The sequence below is a fragment of the Promicromonospora thailandica genome, assembly GCF_024171955.1.
In the GTDB taxonomy this organism is placed as follows: Bacteria; Actinomycetota; Actinomycetes; order Actinomycetales; family Cellulomonadaceae; genus Promicromonospora; species Promicromonospora thailandica.
The window spans coordinates 162,248-179,275 of record NZ_JAMTCS010000007.1; the positions used below are offsets into that span (position 1 = coordinate 162,248).

At 68.9% G+C, this 17,028-nt stretch carries 16 protein-coding genes; 8 read left to right on the plus strand and 8 right to left on the minus strand.

From position 1 onward, the window contains the following. Window positions 1-109: 109 nt before the first annotated feature. Window positions 110-307 (plus strand): PspC domain-containing protein, encoded by a 198-nt coding sequence (locus APR03_RS12660; RefSeq protein ID WP_253836119.1) that lies wholly within the window; start codon window positions 110-112, stop codon window positions 305-307. A 3-nt stretch (window positions 308-310) separates the two neighbouring features. Here APR03_RS12660 and APR03_RS25255 read toward each other — a convergent pair whose 3' ends face one another. Beyond that, complete coding sequence (locus APR03_RS25255; protein ID WP_253836121.1) at window positions 311-1,726, minus strand: hypothetical protein; 1,416 nt, start codon at window positions 1,724-1,726, stop codon at window positions 311-313. A gap of 230 nt (window positions 1,727-1,956) precedes the next feature. Here APR03_RS25255 and APR03_RS12670 point away from each other — a divergent pair, with 230 nt between their 5' ends. Beyond that, window positions 1,957-3,390: an alpha-amylase gene (locus APR03_RS12670; protein WP_253836123.1), complete on the plus strand. Its 1,434-nt coding sequence runs from the start codon at window positions 1,957-1,959 to the stop codon at window positions 3,388-3,390. 82 nt (window positions 3,391-3,472) lie between these two features. Here APR03_RS12670 and APR03_RS12675 read toward each other — a convergent pair whose 3' ends face one another. Together APR03_RS12675 and APR03_RS12680 are read right to left on the minus strand one after the other, a co-directional pair. Further along, the gene (locus APR03_RS12675) at window positions 3,473-4,027 is read right to left on the minus strand and encodes a hypothetical protein (RefSeq protein ID WP_253836125.1); all 555 of its coding nucleotides are present in this window, start codon (window positions 4,025-4,027) and stop codon (window positions 3,473-3,475) included. Between the two features lie 50 nt (window positions 4,028-4,077). Continuing rightward, window positions 4,078-5,778 (minus strand): polymorphic toxin-type HINT domain-containing protein, encoded by a 1,701-nt coding sequence (locus tag APR03_RS12680; RefSeq protein ID WP_253836127.1) that lies wholly within the window; start codon window positions 5,776-5,778, stop codon window positions 4,078-4,080. A gap of 120 nt (window positions 5,779-5,898) precedes the next feature. Here APR03_RS12680 and APR03_RS12685 point away from each other — a divergent pair, with 120 nt between their 5' ends. Together APR03_RS12685 and APR03_RS12690 are read left to right on the plus strand one after the other, a co-directional pair. Then, window positions 5,899-7,200 (plus strand): MFS transporter, encoded by a 1,302-nt coding sequence (locus tag APR03_RS12685; protein ID WP_253836128.1) that lies wholly within the window; start codon window positions 5,899-5,901, stop codon window positions 7,198-7,200. 106 nt (window positions 7,201-7,306) lie between these two features. Then, window positions 7,307-7,711, plus strand: a complete 405-nt coding sequence (locus tag APR03_RS12690; RefSeq protein ID WP_253836129.1) for a hypothetical protein — start codon at window positions 7,307-7,309, stop codon at window positions 7,709-7,711. Here APR03_RS12690 and APR03_RS12695 read toward each other — a convergent pair. After that, window positions 7,701-8,504, minus strand: coding sequence for a hypothetical protein (locus APR03_RS12695; RefSeq protein WP_253836130.1), 804 nt, complete (start codon window positions 8,502-8,504; stop codon window positions 7,701-7,703). The two genes, APR03_RS12690 and APR03_RS12695, sit on opposite strands and share 11 nt — an antisense overlap. Before the next feature lie 119 nt (window positions 8,505-8,623). Between APR03_RS12695 and APR03_RS12700 the strand changes: the two genes are divergently transcribed. Continuing rightward, entirely contained in the window at window positions 8,624-11,902 is a 3,279-nt protein-coding gene (locus APR03_RS12700; protein ID WP_253836131.1) for a DEAD/DEAH box helicase, read from the plus strand. Between the two features lie 19 nt (window positions 11,903-11,921). After that, window positions 11,922-12,671, plus strand: a complete 750-nt coding sequence (locus APR03_RS12705) for a DNA-binding transcriptional response regulator (protein ID WP_253836132.1) — start codon at window positions 11,922-11,924, stop codon at window positions 12,669-12,671. A 21-nt stretch (window positions 12,672-12,692) separates the two neighbouring features. Here the strand turns inward: APR03_RS12705 and APR03_RS12710 are convergent, their stop codons facing one another. Next, window positions 12,693-13,172 carry a hypothetical protein gene (locus APR03_RS12710; protein WP_253836133.1) on the minus strand — a complete coding sequence of 160 codons (480 nt, stop codon included), beginning with the start codon at window positions 13,170-13,172 and terminating at the stop codon, window positions 12,693-12,695. Window positions 13,173-13,648: 476 nt separating this feature from the next. Then, entirely contained in the window at window positions 13,649-14,323 is a 675-nt protein-coding gene (locus tag APR03_RS12715) for a hypothetical protein (protein WP_253836134.1), read from the minus strand. Between the two features lie 238 nt (window positions 14,324-14,561). Between APR03_RS12715 and APR03_RS12720 the strand changes: the two genes are divergently transcribed. Then, window positions 14,562-15,089, plus strand: a complete 528-nt coding sequence (locus tag APR03_RS12720; RefSeq protein ID WP_253836135.1) for a PDDEXK nuclease domain-containing protein — start codon at window positions 14,562-14,564, stop codon at window positions 15,087-15,089. 5 nt (window positions 15,090-15,094) lie between these two features. Here APR03_RS12720 and APR03_RS12725 read toward each other — a convergent pair whose 3' ends face one another. Both APR03_RS12725 and APR03_RS12730 read right to left on the minus strand, forming a co-directional pair. Beyond that, window positions 15,095-15,724: a PKD domain-containing protein gene (locus APR03_RS12725; protein ID WP_253836136.1), complete on the minus strand. Its 630-nt coding sequence runs from the start codon at window positions 15,722-15,724 to the stop codon at window positions 15,095-15,097. 239 nt (window positions 15,725-15,963) lie between these two features. Then, window positions 15,964-16,560, minus strand: a complete 597-nt coding sequence (locus APR03_RS12730; RefSeq protein WP_308216491.1) for a DUF6318 family protein — start codon at window positions 16,558-16,560, stop codon at window positions 15,964-15,966. A 178-nt stretch (window positions 16,561-16,738) separates the two neighbouring features. On the opposite strand from APR03_RS12730, the gene APR03_RS12735 reads away from it, so the two are divergent. Then, the gene (locus APR03_RS12735) at window positions 16,739-16,945 is read left to right on the plus strand and encodes a hypothetical protein (RefSeq protein ID WP_253836140.1); all 207 of its coding nucleotides are present in this window, start codon (window positions 16,739-16,741) and stop codon (window positions 16,943-16,945) included. Window positions 16,946-17,028: the final 83 nt, after the last annotated feature.

Below are 17,028 nucleotides of genomic sequence, written 5' to 3' on the forward strand. Positions count from 1 at the left end.
ACCCTGCGCGGTTTCGCGATGACCCCTGAGTCGAGGCTGGACGTGATCAGGGACAGACCGGGGGATCACCCGATGGTGGCCGAGCCCCCGCGACGCCTACCGTCGAGGCATGAGCACACCAACACTCTCCCGCCCCCGTGACGACCGCATGATCGGCGGCGTCTGCGCCGCCATCGCCCGACGCTTCGGCTGGAGCACGACGGTGGTCCGCGTGGTCACCGTCGCCTCCATCTTCATCCCGGGCCCGCAGGTGCTGGCCTACCTGATCGCCTGGGCCGTCATCCCCAACGAGCGCCAGACCGCCTGACCGTCAGTACGCGTACGCGGCCTTGCCGCCCGCGCTCATCAGGGCGCGCTCGCCCTTCTTCACGAGCACCACCTGCACGGCGGTGTTCCGGGCCTTGTACGACGCCGCTCCCGCGGCCGCGCCGTTCCGCGCCCAGCCGAGCCAGCCCTTGCCCGCCACGTTCACCCGGTAGTAGACGTCGTAGCGCTTCGCCATCTCGCCGGTCAGGCGGATCTTGTAGGCCGACGTGCCCTTCGCCTGGTGGTAGGTGCCGGCCACCTGGTTGTTGCCCACGTACGGGCGCCAGGAGCCCTGCACCTTCGCCGACACCTGCACGCCGCCCGCGTACTTGCCGTCCACGCGCACCCGCAGGGCGTTCAGCCGCTGCTTCGTGCTGGTGACCCCCGCGGTGCTCCCGCCCGGGACGGCAGCCTTCCAGCCGGTCGGCCGGTAGTACGGGCGCACGCTCACCTGCGCCTGGGTGCCCCGGTCGTACGACGGCGCGTTCCCCGTGCCCGACGCCGAGACCTTGGTGCCCTTCGGCAGCACCTTGACCTGCACCGCCTCGATCCGCTGACCCATCGAGGTGGTGGCCGACGTCTCGCCGTTCCTCGCCCAGCCGAGCCAGCCGAACTTCGGCACGTAGGCGCGGTACCAGACGTCGTAGAAGGCCTTGTCCGGGCCGCCGGGCTTGATCCGGAACGCCTCCAGCCTGCGGTTCTCGCCGATGCTGCCGACGTAGTAGACGTCCGATCTGGACGTCATGGTCTGCCAGCCGCGCCCGGTGACGTACCCCGTCGTCTCGAACCAGAAGGAGGCGGGGAACTCATCACCCGGGCTCGGCACCGGGGCGGTCACATAGGACTGCGACATCGGGCGCACGATCAGCGCCTGCGCAGCCCGGCCGCTTCCCGGCCGGCCGGCGGTCTGCCCGTCGGAGGAGACGCAGTAGCAGAAGTTCGACTCCCACCGGGATCCCACGTAGCTCAGGCCGTAGTCCACGTGGATGGTGTCGCGCGGCCGGACCGTGAACGCCCTGGAGGTGACCGTGCCGGGCACGATGCCGGATCGCGACGCCGTGACCCGGACGGACACCTGGCGACCCACGTCGGCCGGCGAGCTCAGGTACCACGCGTCCGTGGCGCCCGCGACGGCGGCGCCGTCGCGCAGCCACTGGTACGCGTACGATGCCGGTTCCGGCCTGAATCCCTCCACCGCCGCGTGGTAGTAGCTGTAGTAGCTCGGGTCGTTGTTCGTCCCCTCCGACCACACCGGCCGCACGGTGACCGAGCCGCCGACGAACACGTCGTCGGCAGCCTGGGACGACGCGATGGGGGTGACATGCCCGACTGGCTGCGCCGCCGCCGGCGCGGCGGGAGCGACGAGGGACGCCAGGGCGAGCGCACCGACAGCGACCAGGCCCGTGGCCCGGACGGTCACTGTCCGGAGCGGGACAAGGACAGACGAAACAGCAACCACCAGCGCCTCCGGTCATCGAACGAGCGGCCCAAGACTAGGAGACGCCGACGGCCGCCTCGGACCAGATCGAGGAAGTTCACCCGCAGGGCTGGCGTGTCGCCGCGCCGTTCTGCAACGCTTGCAGCAAGATCCGGAAACGGCCGTGCAACGCCGCACGCGCCTCGGCCGGGACCATGCCGCAAGGAGCCGCCATGACGCGCCATCCGACCGTGCCCCGACGTCTGCTCACCACCCTGACGACGCTCGCGACCGCCCTCACCCTGGGCCTGGTCGCCGCCTCCCCGGCCGCCGAGCGTGCCGAGGCCGCCACGCCCCGGCACGGTGACGGAGACGTCATCCTCAACCTCTTCCAGTGGACCTGGGACTCCGTCGCCACCGAGTGCCGGGACGTGATCGGACCCGCCGGTTTCGGCTACGTCCAGGTCTCCCCGCCCATGGAACACATCCGCGGGACGCAGTGGTGGACCTCCTACCAGCCCGTGAGCTACAAGATCGAGTCCAAGCTGGGCACGCGCGCGGAGTTCGCCGCCATGGTCGCGGCATGTGACGCCGCCGGTGTGGGCGTGATCGCGGACGCCGTCGTCAACCACATGGCAGGCGCCGGGCAGTCCGGCACGGGCGTCGCGGGCACGCAGTTCTCCGACGACAGCTTCGCCGGCACCTACAGCGCGCCGGACTTCAACGACTGCCGCACGGACATCAGCGACTACACCGACCGCTACCAGGTGCAGAACTGCCGCCTGGTCTCGCTCCAGGACCTGCGCACGGGCTCCGACTACGTGCGTGGCCGGCTCGCGGCGTACTTCGACGACCTGGTCTCCCTCGGTGTCGACGGCTTCCGGATCGACGCCGCGAAGCACATCCCGGCGTCCGATCTGGAGGCCGTCAAGGCGCGGATGCGCAACCCGAACGTGTTCTGGGTGCACGAGGTGATCGGCGCCGCGGGCGAGCCGATCCGTCCGTCGGAGTACCTCGGCAGCGGCGACTCCCACGAGTTCGACTACGCGCGCCAGCTCAAGCACGACTTCGACGGCCAGATCAAGAACCTGCGGTACATCGGTGACGGCAAGCTGCCCTGGGACCGCGCCGGGGTGTTCGTCGACAACCACGACACCGAGCGCAACGGCGAGTCGATGAACTACAAGTGGGGCGCCAAGTACGTCCTGGCGAACACGTTCCTGCTGTCGTGGCCCTACGGATCGCCCACGGTGTACTCCGGCTACGAGTTCTCGAACACCGACGCCGGGGCGCCCGGCGCGACGACGACGAGCGTGCCCGACGCGACCTGCGGTGCCGGCCGGTGGACCTGCACCCAGCGGTGGACCGAGGTGCGCGGCATGGTCGGCTTCCACAACACCGTCGCAGGCACCGAGGTCACGAACTGGTGGGACGACGGCGGCAACCTCGTCGCCTACGGCCGTGGCTCGCGCGGGTACGTGGTGCTGAACAACACGGGCTCGGCCGTGCAGCGCTCGTTCCAGACGTCGCTCCCGGCGGGCACGTACTGCGACGTCGTCGCGGCCGCGGACTGCTCGGTGAGGCGGACGGTCAACGGCGACGGCTGGTTCACCGCCTCGGTGCCGGCGTACGGGGCCCTCGCGATCCACGTGGGCGCGCGCGACTGACCCGCCCGGGGAACGACTCCCTCGCGGGGAGGTGTTGCGCTGGGTAGACCGTGTCTACCCAGAGCAACACCTCCGTTCTGGGCTACCGCGCCTGCGGGTCGCTCATCCGCGCGACGAAACGGTCGGCGTCCTCCTGTGACCAGCGCGAGCCCGCCAGAGCAGGCTGGACGAACCGGGCGACCGCGTCCTCCGGGGAGACGAAGAGGTCCGCGCCCTCCGTCCACGGCCGTGTCAGGCCGTCCGCGTGGACGACCACGACCTCCCAGTCCCGCTGGCCCCAGACGGACCAGCGGCCGGAGTCGCCGAAGATCGCGAACGCATCCGCGTACAGGATCGCGGCCCCCGGATCGTCGTTCGGCTCGAAGGACACCGCGTCCCAGTAGGAGGCCTCGATCTCCGCAGTCGGCACGGTGAAACATGGGAAGTGCCCGTGATCCCGGATGTGGTACTCCTCGGGATCCGGGTCCACCACGACCAGCGAGATGCGTTCGTCGCCGTGGGCGTGTGCCAGGACCTTCAGAGCGCTCGCGAATTCGTCGTCGGAGAACTCGTTGTACTCGCAGATGTCTACCTGGCCCTCCGTCGAACGAAAAGGCCAGGCGGGCAGTCGCGCACCTGGATCGACGAGCCGCGCCATGGCGGCCCGACGCTCGTCGTACTCGGCTCGGTCATGCGCAAAGGTGTATGTCACTCGGACGCCCCAAATCGAATCTTGAGATCTGCCTTCTTGTTCCCGGGGGTCGTGTATTCGGATGTCCACCCGTCCCAGCTGCCGGCCTTCTCCCGGACGGCAGCCTTGTGCCCGTCCTTCTCCAGAAGGGTGATCTCCCCGTCTCGTCCGGTCGTGCGACTGCTCCATCCGTCGTCAGAAAGCTTCCGGATGTAGTCGTCATGGGTGCTCGGCGTCCTGACGTTCGTCATCCGAGCGCCCGGGGCGGTGCTGTCGACCGCACCCTCAACATAGTCATCGATGTGCTTGTTGACCTGCCCGCGCACGGCGTCGTCGGCGGCGCTGCCGTGGTTGTTGTGGACCAGGACGGGAATGTCGCCGGCCAGGACGTAGTAGGTGTGGGTGTTCTCGACGTGGAAGTTGTAGACCTGCTCGATATCGGCCAGGTCGCGTTCCTCGACCTCGACGGCCTGCACGGTCGTGGTGCCCTCCGAGGTGACCAGCACGTCCCCGACACGCAGGTTGCCCGCCATCTGCCAACCACGATCCGGCGTCATGAACGGGTGCTCGGCCGTGGTGCTCACCGCCTGACCACCGATGCTCAGGTGGTACAGGGCCAGGGTCTGGTGCGCGAACGTCTCCGCCACCAGCTGCAGCTCGTCCAGGCCGGTGACCAGGTTGCGGGTCCAGACCTTGTCCCCCACCCGGATGTCCTGGATCGCCCTGGGGCCGTCCACGGTCAGCACCGGGGTCCCGGCCACGAAGCACGCCCCGAACCCGAGCTTGCACCACCCCTTCTTCATGCCCTGCTTGAACGTGCCCTTCGCGATCGACTTGGACAGCCCCATCGCGGCCTTGGCGGCACCACCCAGACCGATCAGAGACAACGCCGCACCCGCGATCGCGATCCCCGCCTCCGCCCACGACCGCTCACCCGTCGCAGCAAGAGTGATATTCGCAACCGCCGACACGATCGCCGCCACCGCAGCAATCACGATCAACACACCCGCCAACGCCTGCCCCACCACCGGGATAAACGCCACCACGATCGCCAAGATCCCCGCGATCGTCGAGATCATGTCCGCGATATCAGCAATCGCAGCCACCAGCTTCGAACCCCAGTCATCCCACCACCCATCATTCAAATCATCCGACGAGGTAATCTCCTCGATCCGATCCATGGCCGCCCCCGCAGCCCGATCCCGATCCGACACCGCAGACTCGATCGTGGACCTCGCCCCCGCGATCACACCCGCCGCCTGATCAGCATCATCACCAGCCTGACGCGCCTTGCTCTCATACTCCTGCTTCTGCGCCTCGTCCCTCGCCGAATCAGCCAGCTCCTGCCACCGCTCCCGCGACCCCGACGCCGAATGAGCCTGATCCTGCGCATCCCGCGCACGATCCAACGCCGCCAGAGTCTCCCCCTGCACCCGCTCCAACGCCCCCGCATACCCCACCAACGCGTCCCCCGCAGCCACATACCGCGAATGCGCCTTACGGATATCACTGATGGTGTCCTCCTTGGCACCCATCAACGCATCCACCGCCTTGGACACCGTCCCAGCCACATCCAACCGACTCATCGCCCCCGCAGCGTTGTCGATCGAACGCGCCACCTCCCGGTACTCCTGCCCACCGGCAAGCACCAGCACCGGATCACCCGGCGTCGGATCAGCATCCAAACCCACCGGCGACCAATCCGACGGCCTCGACATCAGCGCACCCCTTCGCAGACCGGACAGTGACTACCTGACCTGGGACGATAGTCAATCCCCATGGTCATGGCGATGGATAGCGCTCCCCATCCGGCGACCCCGTCCAACTACTGTGAGCGGGTGACCATCCTCGCTGAGCTGCGCGCCCTCCTGGGCCTACCCGGGTTCCGCAAGCTCTTCGCGGTGCGGCTGGTCTCCCAGGCCGGCGACGGGATGTTCCAGGTGGGCCTCGCGAACCTGCTGTTCTTCAGCCCGGAGTCGCAGGGTTCGGCGGCCGCCATCGCCGGCGCGTTCGCCATCATGCTGGCCCCGTTCACCGTGGTGGGCCCCTTCGCGGGTGTGTTCCTGGACCGCTGGCAGCGACGCCAGGTGCTGGTGCTCGGCAACGCGGTCCGCGTGCTCATCACGGGAACGATGGCCGTCCTCATGCTCACCCAGGGCGTCACCCCGGCGATCTACGTGCTCGGCCTCGCTGCGCTGAGCGTCAACCGGTTCCTGCTGGCGGGCCTCTCGGCCGGTCTGCCCCGCGTGGTCCAGGGCGACCTGCTGCTCACGGCCAACGCCCTCACCCCGACGCTCGGCGCCGGGGCAGCGTTCCTCGGGGGCGGCGTCGGCTTCGTGCTCGGCCTCCTGATGCCCGCGGGGCGCATCCAGGACGCGACCGCGCTGGCCTGCGCGTGCGTCGTCATGGGCTGCGCCTCGCTGCTCGGGCTGCGCATGTCCCGCACGCTGCTGGGGCCGGTACGGCCCGCCGTCGGCTCGATCCGCAACGAGCTCGTCGCGGTGGCCCGCGGTCTGGCCGACGGCGCCCGCTACCTGGCCGCCCGGCGCACCCCGGGTCAGGCGCTGCTGGTCATGGCGCTGCACCGGTTCCTCTACGGCGTGGTGTTCATCGCGTCGATCCTGATGTCGCGCAACCTGCTGGTCGAGCCCGGGGACCGCAGCGCGGGCCTGGCCACGTTCGCGACGGTGATCGGCGCGACGGGCGTGGGCGGCGGGCTCGCGATCCTGCTGACGGCGGTGCTGGCCCGGCGCATGGCCCCGCAGACCTGGATCGCCGCGATGCTCCTGCTGGCCGGCGTCTCGCAGCTGGTCCTCGTGCCGGAACCCGGTTTCGTCACCGTGGTCACCGCCGCCGCCCTCCTCGGGCTGGCGGCCCAGGGCGCCAAGATCGCCGTCGACACGATCGTCCAGCGCGACTCCGAGGACGCCTACCGGGGCCGCGCCTTCGCCTTCTACGACGTGCTCTACAACGCCGCGTTCGTCGGCGCCGCGGCCCTCGCCGCCTTCCTCGTACCCGACGCGGGATGGTCACCCGGACTCTTCGTCGCGCTGTCCGTCGGATACGTCGCGACGGCCGTCCTGTTCGGCCTCCGTGGCTCTCGCACAGCGGCTCTGGTGCGGCAACCGACAAGCGGGTGAATTTGTGGATGAGGTCCGGTCTCTAGAGGCTGAGATGCCTGTTTTGCCAGCAGAACGGTGCAAGGATTGATGCACTTACCTACACAGGGACTGGAGGCATCTGTACATGTCCGACGCACCCGCCGTCACCCCCACGCCCACCTGGGGTGAGGTGTTCCCATGGTTCCGCGAGGTCATGGCCGAGGACGACGCCTGGTACGTCGGTCAGGTCGACAGCAAGACCGACATCGGCATCGCCCGCCTCGCCGACGCCGCCGTGACCCGCCTCAAGTCGCTTCCGGTCGGCCGGCTCTTCCCCGCAGTGCGGCGGGTGGAGCGGCTCGACGAGCTCACCTGGCCCAAGCACCGCCTGCTCAACGCCCTGCACCGGGGCGGTTGCTTCACGGGCGACGACCTCTCCTACATGGTCATCGCCGAGATGCTCTCCTGGGAGTCGGTCGGCCCGGTCATCGTGAAGCAGATCCTCGAGGTCGTCGCGCTCGAGGAGATCCGCGCGAGCACTACGAGGTGAGGCGAGCCGCCCGTCGAGACGCCGCGACGCGGCGGGCGGCGACCACGGCGAACGGCACCACCGCGAGCAGCAGCGCGCCCTGCGCGATCTGCACGGCGACGTAGGCGTCGCTGTAGACGCCGGTCATCCCCGCCACCCCCGCGATCCCGAGCACGCCGACGACGCCGGCCAGGACCGCACCGATCCGCCGGGTCAGGGGCGAGGCCCAGCCGCACAGCACCGCCGCGGCGACCGCGAGCAGGTTGAGCAGCAGGATCAGCAGGTACGACCCCACCATCCCGGGCAGCGGTCCGCCGTACGGCATCATCACGATGACCGGCTGCAGCACGCTCGCCCACAGGATGTAGAGCAGCGCGCCGGAGAGCACGACCCAGAACCCGGTCCGGCGGGCCGACGTCGGCTCGTGCAGCAGCCGGGCGAGCAGCGCACCGGCCAGCACGAGCACCAGCTCGAGCATCGCCAGCAGCGTGCCGAGCAGGAACTCGGGCATCGCGCCCTCCACCAGCTGGACGACGGCGGTGCCGACCTGGACCAGCAGGTGCACACCCACCACGACGATCACCGCGGTGAGGACCCGCCGGGCGCGGAGCACCGTGGCCCCGACCGCGAGCACGATGGTTCCCGCCATCGCCGCGTTCTCGATCACGTAGACGGCGTTGGTGGTGCTGAAGCCGAGATCAACCTCTCTCCCCGGGGCCAGCAGGCGCAGGGGCACCGACATCCACACGGCCACGGCGAGGAGCAGGACACTCAGGGCGGCGGGGCGCCGTCCGGCGTCGGGCAGACTCTTCATGCGGACACTCTCCCAGACCTCGCTGACAACGCGGGGGCCGAAGCACGGGTGAACGCCCGGAACGCGGCACGCTGTGGACAACCGCATGGGCTGTCAGTGGTGCGTGGAACCATGGTGGTGTGTCCACGCCCCTGCCCGTCCCGCGCATCCACCCGGCGGCGATCAAGCTCCTGGTGGGCAGCGGCGCGTACCTGCGTGGCGAGGACTACCAGCAGCAGGGCCGGGTCATCTCGTGGGAGTGGCTCCCTGCCGAGCTCCTGATCGTCTCGTGGGTCCGGGGCAGCGGGCGCAGCGCCTACTCGTGCTCGATCCAGTTCCGTGCGGACGGCGCCGGCTCGGCCGTCGTCGTCGGCACGGACTGCACCTGTCCGGTCCGCTCCGACTGCAAGCATGTCGCAGCCACGCTCCTCGAGGCGGGTACGGACGGACTGGCCTCGCTGGTCCGCACGGCGTCGTCGCTGGCGCGGACGCCGCAGGTGCCCGAGTGGAAGGCGGCGGTGGAGCGCCTCGTCCCGGCGGCGCCCCCGGCGAGCCTCACCGGGGACGAGACGGCGCCGCAGCTCGCGCTGCAGTTCCGCGTCGACGGCGCGGCGTCGGCCGACAACCTGTCGCTCTCGGTACGACCGGTCGAGCGCAACCGCCGTGGTGCGTGGGTCGGCGGTTCCGCGTCGTGGAACTACATCCGCAACGGGTTCCTCCGCGGAGTGGACCCCGAGGTCCGGGAGTGGTTCACGACGCTCGACTCCCTGCGCGCCACGAGCCCGCGCGGCTACGGCTACGTCAGCGCGGGCGACTGGCTCGGCCTGGACGACGTGCTGCCCCGCCCGTTCTGGCGCCATCTCGCCGACGCCGCGGGTCTCGGCATCGAGCTCGTCGGCAAGTCCCGGCGCGACGCGGTCCGCGTGGTCGGCGAGGCCGCGGTCGCCCTGGATCTCTCGCTGCCCGACGGCGGGGCGCGGCTCGAGCGGACGGTCACCTTCGACGGGGCGGCCACGGCAGCGACGTCGGTCGGCACGCTCGGCCGGCACGGCCTGTTCGCGGTGGAGGAGTCGCCGTCGGGCCGCACCATCGTGCTCGGGCCGACGGCGGCGCCGCTCACCGACCAGGAGCACGCGGCGGTCCACCTGGCCGACGTCGCCGTCCCGGCCGACGCCGTCGACGAGTTCCTCGCGGACTACCTGCCGCTCCTGCGCCGGGAAGTGAAGGTCCGGGCGGAGGCCGGCGTCGAGCTGCCCGAGCTGCCCCGGCCCCAGCTCGTGGCGACGGTCGAGGCGGTCTCACCGGCTCAGATCGGCGTCACCTGGCGGTGGGCCTACCCGCCGTCGGACAAGGAGTACCCGCTGACCACGGCGCTGGAGCCCGGTTCGGAGCTGCGCGACCTGGAGGCGGAGGCAGCGACCCTGGGTCGCGTCGTCGCCGCGGTGCGGGACACCGCGGGCTTCGACCATTTCCGGGTGGCGCCCGAGGTCTTCCGCGACCTGCGCGCGATGGACTTCGCGACCCTGGTGCTGCCGGTGCTCCGCGAGCTGCCGGACGTCCGTGTCGAGGGCGGGCCGCTGCCGGAGTACGCCGGGCTCGAGGCGACCCCCGTGGTGAGCATGCGGGCGTCGGACAGCGGTGACCTGGACTGGTTCGACCTGGGCGTGATGGTCACTGTCGAGGGCCGGGAGATCCCGTTCGGTCCGGTGTTCGACGCCCTGGCCCGGAACAAGAAGCGGTTCATGCTCACCGACGGCACCTGGCTGCGCACCGACCTGCCGGTGTTCGCCCGGCTGAAGGCGCTGATCGAGGAGGCGCAGCGGCTGTCCGACCAGCCCGGCACGCTCCGGATCAGCCGGTTCAACGCGGGCCTGTGGGCGGACCTCGAGGAGGTCGCCGACGTCGTCGAGCAGTCCGACCGGTGGCGGCGGTCCGTGAGCGACCTGGTCACGCTGACGAACGAGGGCGTCGAGGGACCCGACCCGTTGCCCCCGCCGGTCGGCCTGAAGGCCGAGCTCCGGCCGTACCAGCAGCGGGGGTACGAGTGGCTGACGTTCCTCTGGCGGCACGGGCTGGGCGGCATCCTCGCCGACGACATGGGGCTCGGCAAGACCGTCCAGACGCTCGCCTTCGTCGCGCAGGCCCGGCAGGAGACGGCGTCCGACGACGACCGGCCACCGTTCCTGGTGGTCGCCCCCGCATCCGTGGTGAGCAACTGGGTCGCAGAGGCGGCGCGCTTCACGCCGGACCTGCGAGTCGTCGCGCTGCCCACGACAGCCCGCAAGGCCGGCGTCTCGGTGGCGGACCTCGCGGCGGGCGCCGACGTCGTCGTCACCTCGTACGCGATCTTCCGGCTGGACCACGACGCGTTCGCCGACGTGGGGTGGAGCGGCCTCATCCTGGACGAGGCCCAGTTCGCGAAGAACCACCAGACGCGCGCCAACGAGGCGGCCCGGCGGCTGCGGGCCCCGTTCAAGCTCGCCATCACCGGCACCCCGCTCGAGAACAACCTCATGGAGCTGTGGGCGATGCTGGCGATCGTGGCGCCGGGGCTCTACGGCTCGGCGACCAAGTTCCGCGAGGACTACGTCAAGCCGGTCGCCGGCGAGGGCGACTCCGCGCCTCTCCTCGCCCGGCTGCGACGGCGGATCCGGCCGCTGATGCTCCGGCGCACCAAGGAGCAGGTGGCGCCCGAGCTGCCCGAGCGTCAGGAGCAGGTGCTGCGCGTCCCCCTGGATCCGGAGCACCGCCGCATCTACGACACGCACCTGCAGCGCGAACGGTCGCGGCTGCTGGGTCTGCTCGACTCGTTCGACGAGAACCGGGTCGCCGTGTTCCGCGCCCTGACGACCCTGCGGCGGCTGGCCCTGGACGCCTCCCTGGTTGACCCGGAGTACGAGGGCGTGCCGTCCGCGAAGCTGGACCTGCTCGCCGAACAGCTCTCCGAGGTAGCGGCGGAGGGGCATCGCGCCCTGGTCTTCTCCCAGTTCACGTCGTTCCTGTCCAAGGCGGCCGAGGTCTGCACCTCGCTCGGCATCCCGTACGAGTACCTCGACGGGTCGACGCGACACCGCGCTGCGGTGATCAACCGGTTCAAGGACGGCACGGCGCCGGTCTTCCTGATCAGCCTCAAGGCCGGCGGGTTCGGGCTCAACCTCACCGAGGCGGACTACGTCTACCTGCTCGATCCCTGGTGGAACCCCGCCACGGAGGCGCAGGCGATCGACCGGACGCACCGGATCGGGCAGACGCAGAACGTGATGGTGTTCCGGATGGTCTCGGAGAACACCATCGAGGACAAGGTCATGGCGCTCAAGGAGCGCAAGGCGAGGTTGTTCGACGCGGTGCTCAGCGACGACGCCGGAGCGTTCGCGGGCTCCCTCGGCGCGGACGACATCCGGGGCTTGTTGGCCGACTGAGGTTCTGTAGGTTTGGCCCGTGTCTGCCATCGCTGCCCTGATCGGGGCCGTCGCCAGCCTCCTGTGGCCCTTGCTCGTGATCGTCGTGCTGCTCGTCTTCGGGGGCCAGCTGCTCGCGAAGCTGCGGCACTCCGACGACGTCACGCTGGAGATCGGCGGTCAGCGGCTGAGCATCAGGCAGGCAGCGGACCAGCAGGCGGACATGATCTCGGACCTGCAGCTCGAGGTGGCCTCGCTGAAGCGCCGGCTCGACGCGACCGCACCGCCCGTCACGGAGCCGGTGACGCCCGCCGCGGAGCTGGCGACTCCTGACCCGGGTCCGGACGACACCCCGTGGGGATCCGGAGACTGGCAGGCGCCGCCGCCCGCCCGTCGCGTCTCGCCCGCCACGCCGTCGCACTCGATCCTGTGGGTCGACGACCATCCGGAGAACAACGCGATGCTCGCGGAGACCTGGCGGCGCGACGGCGTCCCGGTGGACACGGCACTGTCGACCGACGACGCCCTGCGCCTGCTCGGCGAGCGCTCCTACGCCCTGATCATCTCCGATCTGGGCCGGGTCGAGTCGGGCGCTGTGGTGCCCGACGCCGGCCTGCGCCTGCTGACCCAGGTGCGGACCTTCGACCCCGTCACGCCGTTCGTGCTCTACGGCAACACGGGCCCCTACGCCGACGACGCACGCGCCGCCGGCGTGACCCTGGTGACACGGTCGACGTTCGATCTGGTGGAGTATGTGAGCCAGCTCGGACTGATCACGACCGGGGCGTGACGGCGGGGCCCCGCGTCGTCATCAGTTCCTCAGCAACGCCTGCAGCTCGCCGATCCGGACCTGGGTGCTGTTGCTCTGCGGCGGCACAGTGATCTGACCGCTCTGCCCACCGCCCTGCCACTCCACAACCCAGTGCGCGGTACCAGTAAGCGTCAGACTTCCGGGACTGCTATTCAGGTCGGCGCCGAAACCGCAGGTCGGAGAGGGCTCCGCGCTGTTCCGGCCGTCGTACGGTGTCCCCGCGGCATTGGGGCCGTCGCAAGTGATCGCGCCAACAGTTGCACCGCTCGCCGAGGTCAGCGTCCACTCCGTACGTTCGAGCGTTCCAGTTGCGGCCACCGTCAAGCCGCCGTCGCTCTCCTCGCGAGTGATGGGGCCGACGGTATTTTCGGCTCGATCCGCGATCCACAGCCAGATCGGTAGCCCGATCGTTCCCACAGCGTTGGGGTCGCTGGTCGATGCGGGCGGTGTCGACCCGATCTCGCCCATCGTGAGATTCATCGCGGCAACGGCACGCTGAGCGAGCTCCTCAGCGGAGGGACCTGGTGCCGCGGGCGCCGTCGGAGACCAGTAAAAACTCCTATCCGGACAGGGAGCGGGTCCTCCGACGCAACCCGGAGGATTGCACTCGAGAATTACCCCGTCATCGTTGCCTTCCCAAACCGGCGTTGACTTCGGTGGCTGCGGTGACGCAACACGTGCGTAGCACCGCCCATCCCAGACCCCGAACTCACTAGAACACGCGATCTCGGATTCGTTGAACTCGCACGTCCGCTCGCCGCCGCCGGAACCGCCACCACCAGGCCCACCGGATCCTTCGTCTCCGCCATCATCCTGACAGATGATCTTGACTGACCCGTCAGGCAGGCTAACTTCCCGGCAGTTTTCATCGGCACCTGCGGGCATCGGTCCGAGCAACCCCATAACCAGAGCAAACCCCGCAACGAGGAAGATACTTCGCGCTGTACCGAGATTTTTTAGCATGCTCGCCCCGCATGTCGCTCTTCGCCGTTGACAGTCCACACACCATCAAAGCCCTGGTGAAGCATCACATAAGTGAACATGTAGCGGGTCGGTGCTCCCGCGCTTCGCGGGACCTGCGATCCACTCGCTTCGTACGTCTTCACGTCCGAGAAGTTGATGCACACGTCGAGCGTCACCCGCTCAAAACTATCGTCATCCGGCTCATACCTGACGACCTGACTCTGTTCAACATGTGCGGCGCCAGTCGTGTACTGACCAGAATTCGCGTTGTCTTCGTATACGGATCCGAGGGAGGAAGCAATATCCGGATGTCCCCAGAACTTGGAGAGGCGCTTCTCCCAGTCCTTGTACCCGTTATTTGCAACTTGGGCTGTGGTCTCGTAGTACTCCACGAGTCGCGCCTTGGCGTCCGCGATATTCTTGGCCTTGATCTGCTCCGGCGTCGTCGGCGACGGTGACGCCGACGGGGACCGCGGTGCCGAGGGGCTCCCCGAGGCCGGCGCCGTTGCCGACTCCGACGCTGACGACCCGGGCCCGGGGATCGCACCCTGCACCGTCTCCGGGTCGAGCACGCCCGATCGGACCACCGCGAACCCACCGATCGCAAGGACCGCAATCCCGATGAGGACGGCGATAGTGCGCGTGGGCGTGATGGCGGACGAGACCATCTAGGCAACTCCCTCGACTTCGGGCAGAACTCAGCGAACACGGCCGCAACAAGGGTGCGGCATGTTCGTCTTCTCGGCAAGGTGCTTCCGTGATAATTCACAACATCCCGCCAACCAGGCACAACGATCAGCCAGGTTTCCGTCATGAACTCCTCACGGAGCTCGGCGTGGGCACCAACTTCGCCGCAGACGACTGCCCCGGGTGGCGGATGAGCAGATATCTCTAGACCATTGCTCCATGACGCTCTTTCAACGCACCGAGGACTACCAGCCCGAAGGATTCGAGGACGTGGTCGGCGAGCTGGTCGACGCGATACGTCGATCGTTCACCGGCGTCGTCGTCGACTACCTGGAGGATGTGCTCGCGGTCCCGGAGCGGCACCTGTGCCTGGTGGATCGCCATCTGCCCATCGCAGAGGACGAACGCGACTACACAGTCGACCTGCTGCTCTTCCACGTGACACAGATGCGGTACGTCACGGTCCAGGTGCAAGCAGGGCGGTTCGATCCCGCCCTCGTCACGCGATCCCGGCGGACGCTGCGCCTGGTCGACGACCTGCTACGGGTCCCCGAGGCACACGCTCCAACCGTAGGCATCCTCCTGTGCACTGACGCCGCGGCCGACCAGGCTCCTGGGCCCGTCGTCGTCACTCTCTACGATGACGTCGATCCCGCGCAACGGTCCGAGCTGCCGTCGGGCCTTGAGCTCACCACCTTGGTCGCTCGTTGCATCGGCAAAGCAGGCATGGATGACCAGCCCTCATGAGCCTGTCAGCCGCCGTAGAGGTCCTCGACCAGCCGGGCTCGCGCCTCCAGGATGTCCAGGCTGCCTGACGACGACGCCGTAGTTGCCTCTCCCGGCACGTCACGCCAGGTGGGGTCTCCTGCGACACGGAACTGACCGTGCCAGGTGGTGGTGAGAGAGATGGTGGCCGACCCCGCCTTCGTGTAGGCGTGCGAGATGCTGTGGGCGGGATACGGCGCCCCTGGGTCGGACGTCCGCAGTGGCGCCGACTGGTCACCGAAGTCCCACGAGTAACTGCTGGGAACGGCTCGGATGTCGACGGGGATGCCGAACAGTTCGGTACTGACTGTTCGGTGTTCCGCTTCGGTGTACGCGATCGTGTCCACGTTGACCAAGGTCCATCCGTCGGGCGGCTGAACGCTCAGGCGCGAGGGCTCGATCTGCATCTCCTGAAACGCACGAGCAGCAGCCGCCGGAATGTCGATCTGCTCGCGTCGCTCAGCCAGGCAGGACTCATCCTCGACGAGTGCGGCACGCGACCAGCCACCGGCCTCGCGTCGCTGCTCGAAGAGAGCTCCGACCGCCCGCTCGTCGTCCTCGCACTCGATCCCGGTATAGGCGAGTCGATGCCCCTCGTCACAGGACTCGGCAAGCACGGTAGCTCCGGTCAGATCCCGAAGAAAACAGAGAGCAGGCGTAGTCCGCCACTGCCGTACCGACTGTGGGAGCGAACCACTACGCCCGTCGTCCGCTGCGCGTGTTACCGCTGGCGCATGGTGCTCAAGCTCCGCGCTAACTCGGACAGTGTCTGCTCTGCTTTGGCCCTCCATATCACTGAATCCGCCGCCATCACCGAGTGCGGCACTGGTGGCAAGCACAATCGCAACCATCTCGATCACTTTTCGGCCCCCGGTATGGGAGCGACAGTTACCACGACCCAGGCCCCGGCTCGCCGACCGATTTCTATTCGTCGGTCAAACCGCTTGTGCTCGGCGGTGAACACTACTGCCCCGTCACGTCCGAGGATCTGAGATCCATCCTGCGCAATGACAGCGTCAAGCGGGAAAATCCCCGTGACCGGGTCGCGAGCGTACGCCTGCTTCACGTCGAGTCGTGATCCGCCGCCTACATACGTGTAGTCGTTTGTCTCGACCCGCTCCGCCTGCTCCAATGCGTCCTCGCAGAACCCGCAAGCCCGGTGCGACATCGCCTCGAACTCCTCGGTATCCCCCGTAGCCATCACGTACGGGTAGAGCTCGATGAAGTACTTCGCCGCCGCCGCAGCCCCCTCCGCGTCGTCGCGCTCCATCGCCGCCGGCCGCTCCGGCTTCACGGGCGCCGAGGCCGCCGGAGACGGAGACGGAGAAGCAATCGGGCTCTCGACCACCGACGGAGCCGTGGTCGGCCCCTCGTCTGGCCCCGTGCACCCGGACAAAGCCGCCACGGACAGCATCAGCCCGACCACCACAGACCTGCTCCACGCACCACGCATCGACGCCCCCTGCCCTCAGGCCCCGCCGTTGCGTATCCGCAACGACCAGGAACGACGCTAACCATGCCCCGGCGATCCCGAAAGTGGTCGGGGTGGTGCCTGTGGACAACTCTGCTGCGGGGCAGCGCTTGATCTAACAAGGTGACAGATACTGCATCTGCTCTACAGGCTTGTCATCATGACGACGTACACCGTGATCGCCTACCGCAGCGAGCAGCAGTGGACGCTGCGTGCGGTCGGTGTGCCCGGTGCGGTCGCGCACGGCCCGTTCCTCGATGACGCAGAGGCTGGTCTCCGCGCCCTGCTCGCGCCGCTCACCGGTGAGGATGCCGACAGCATCACGTTCGACCTGGCCCCGGTCCCCGGACCAGGCGGCTTCGACTGACCAGCGACAGCCGCCATAGCCGTCACTCGACACACCACCCCGGACACGCCGACGGGCAGCAGACCTCGTCTGCTGCCCGTCGT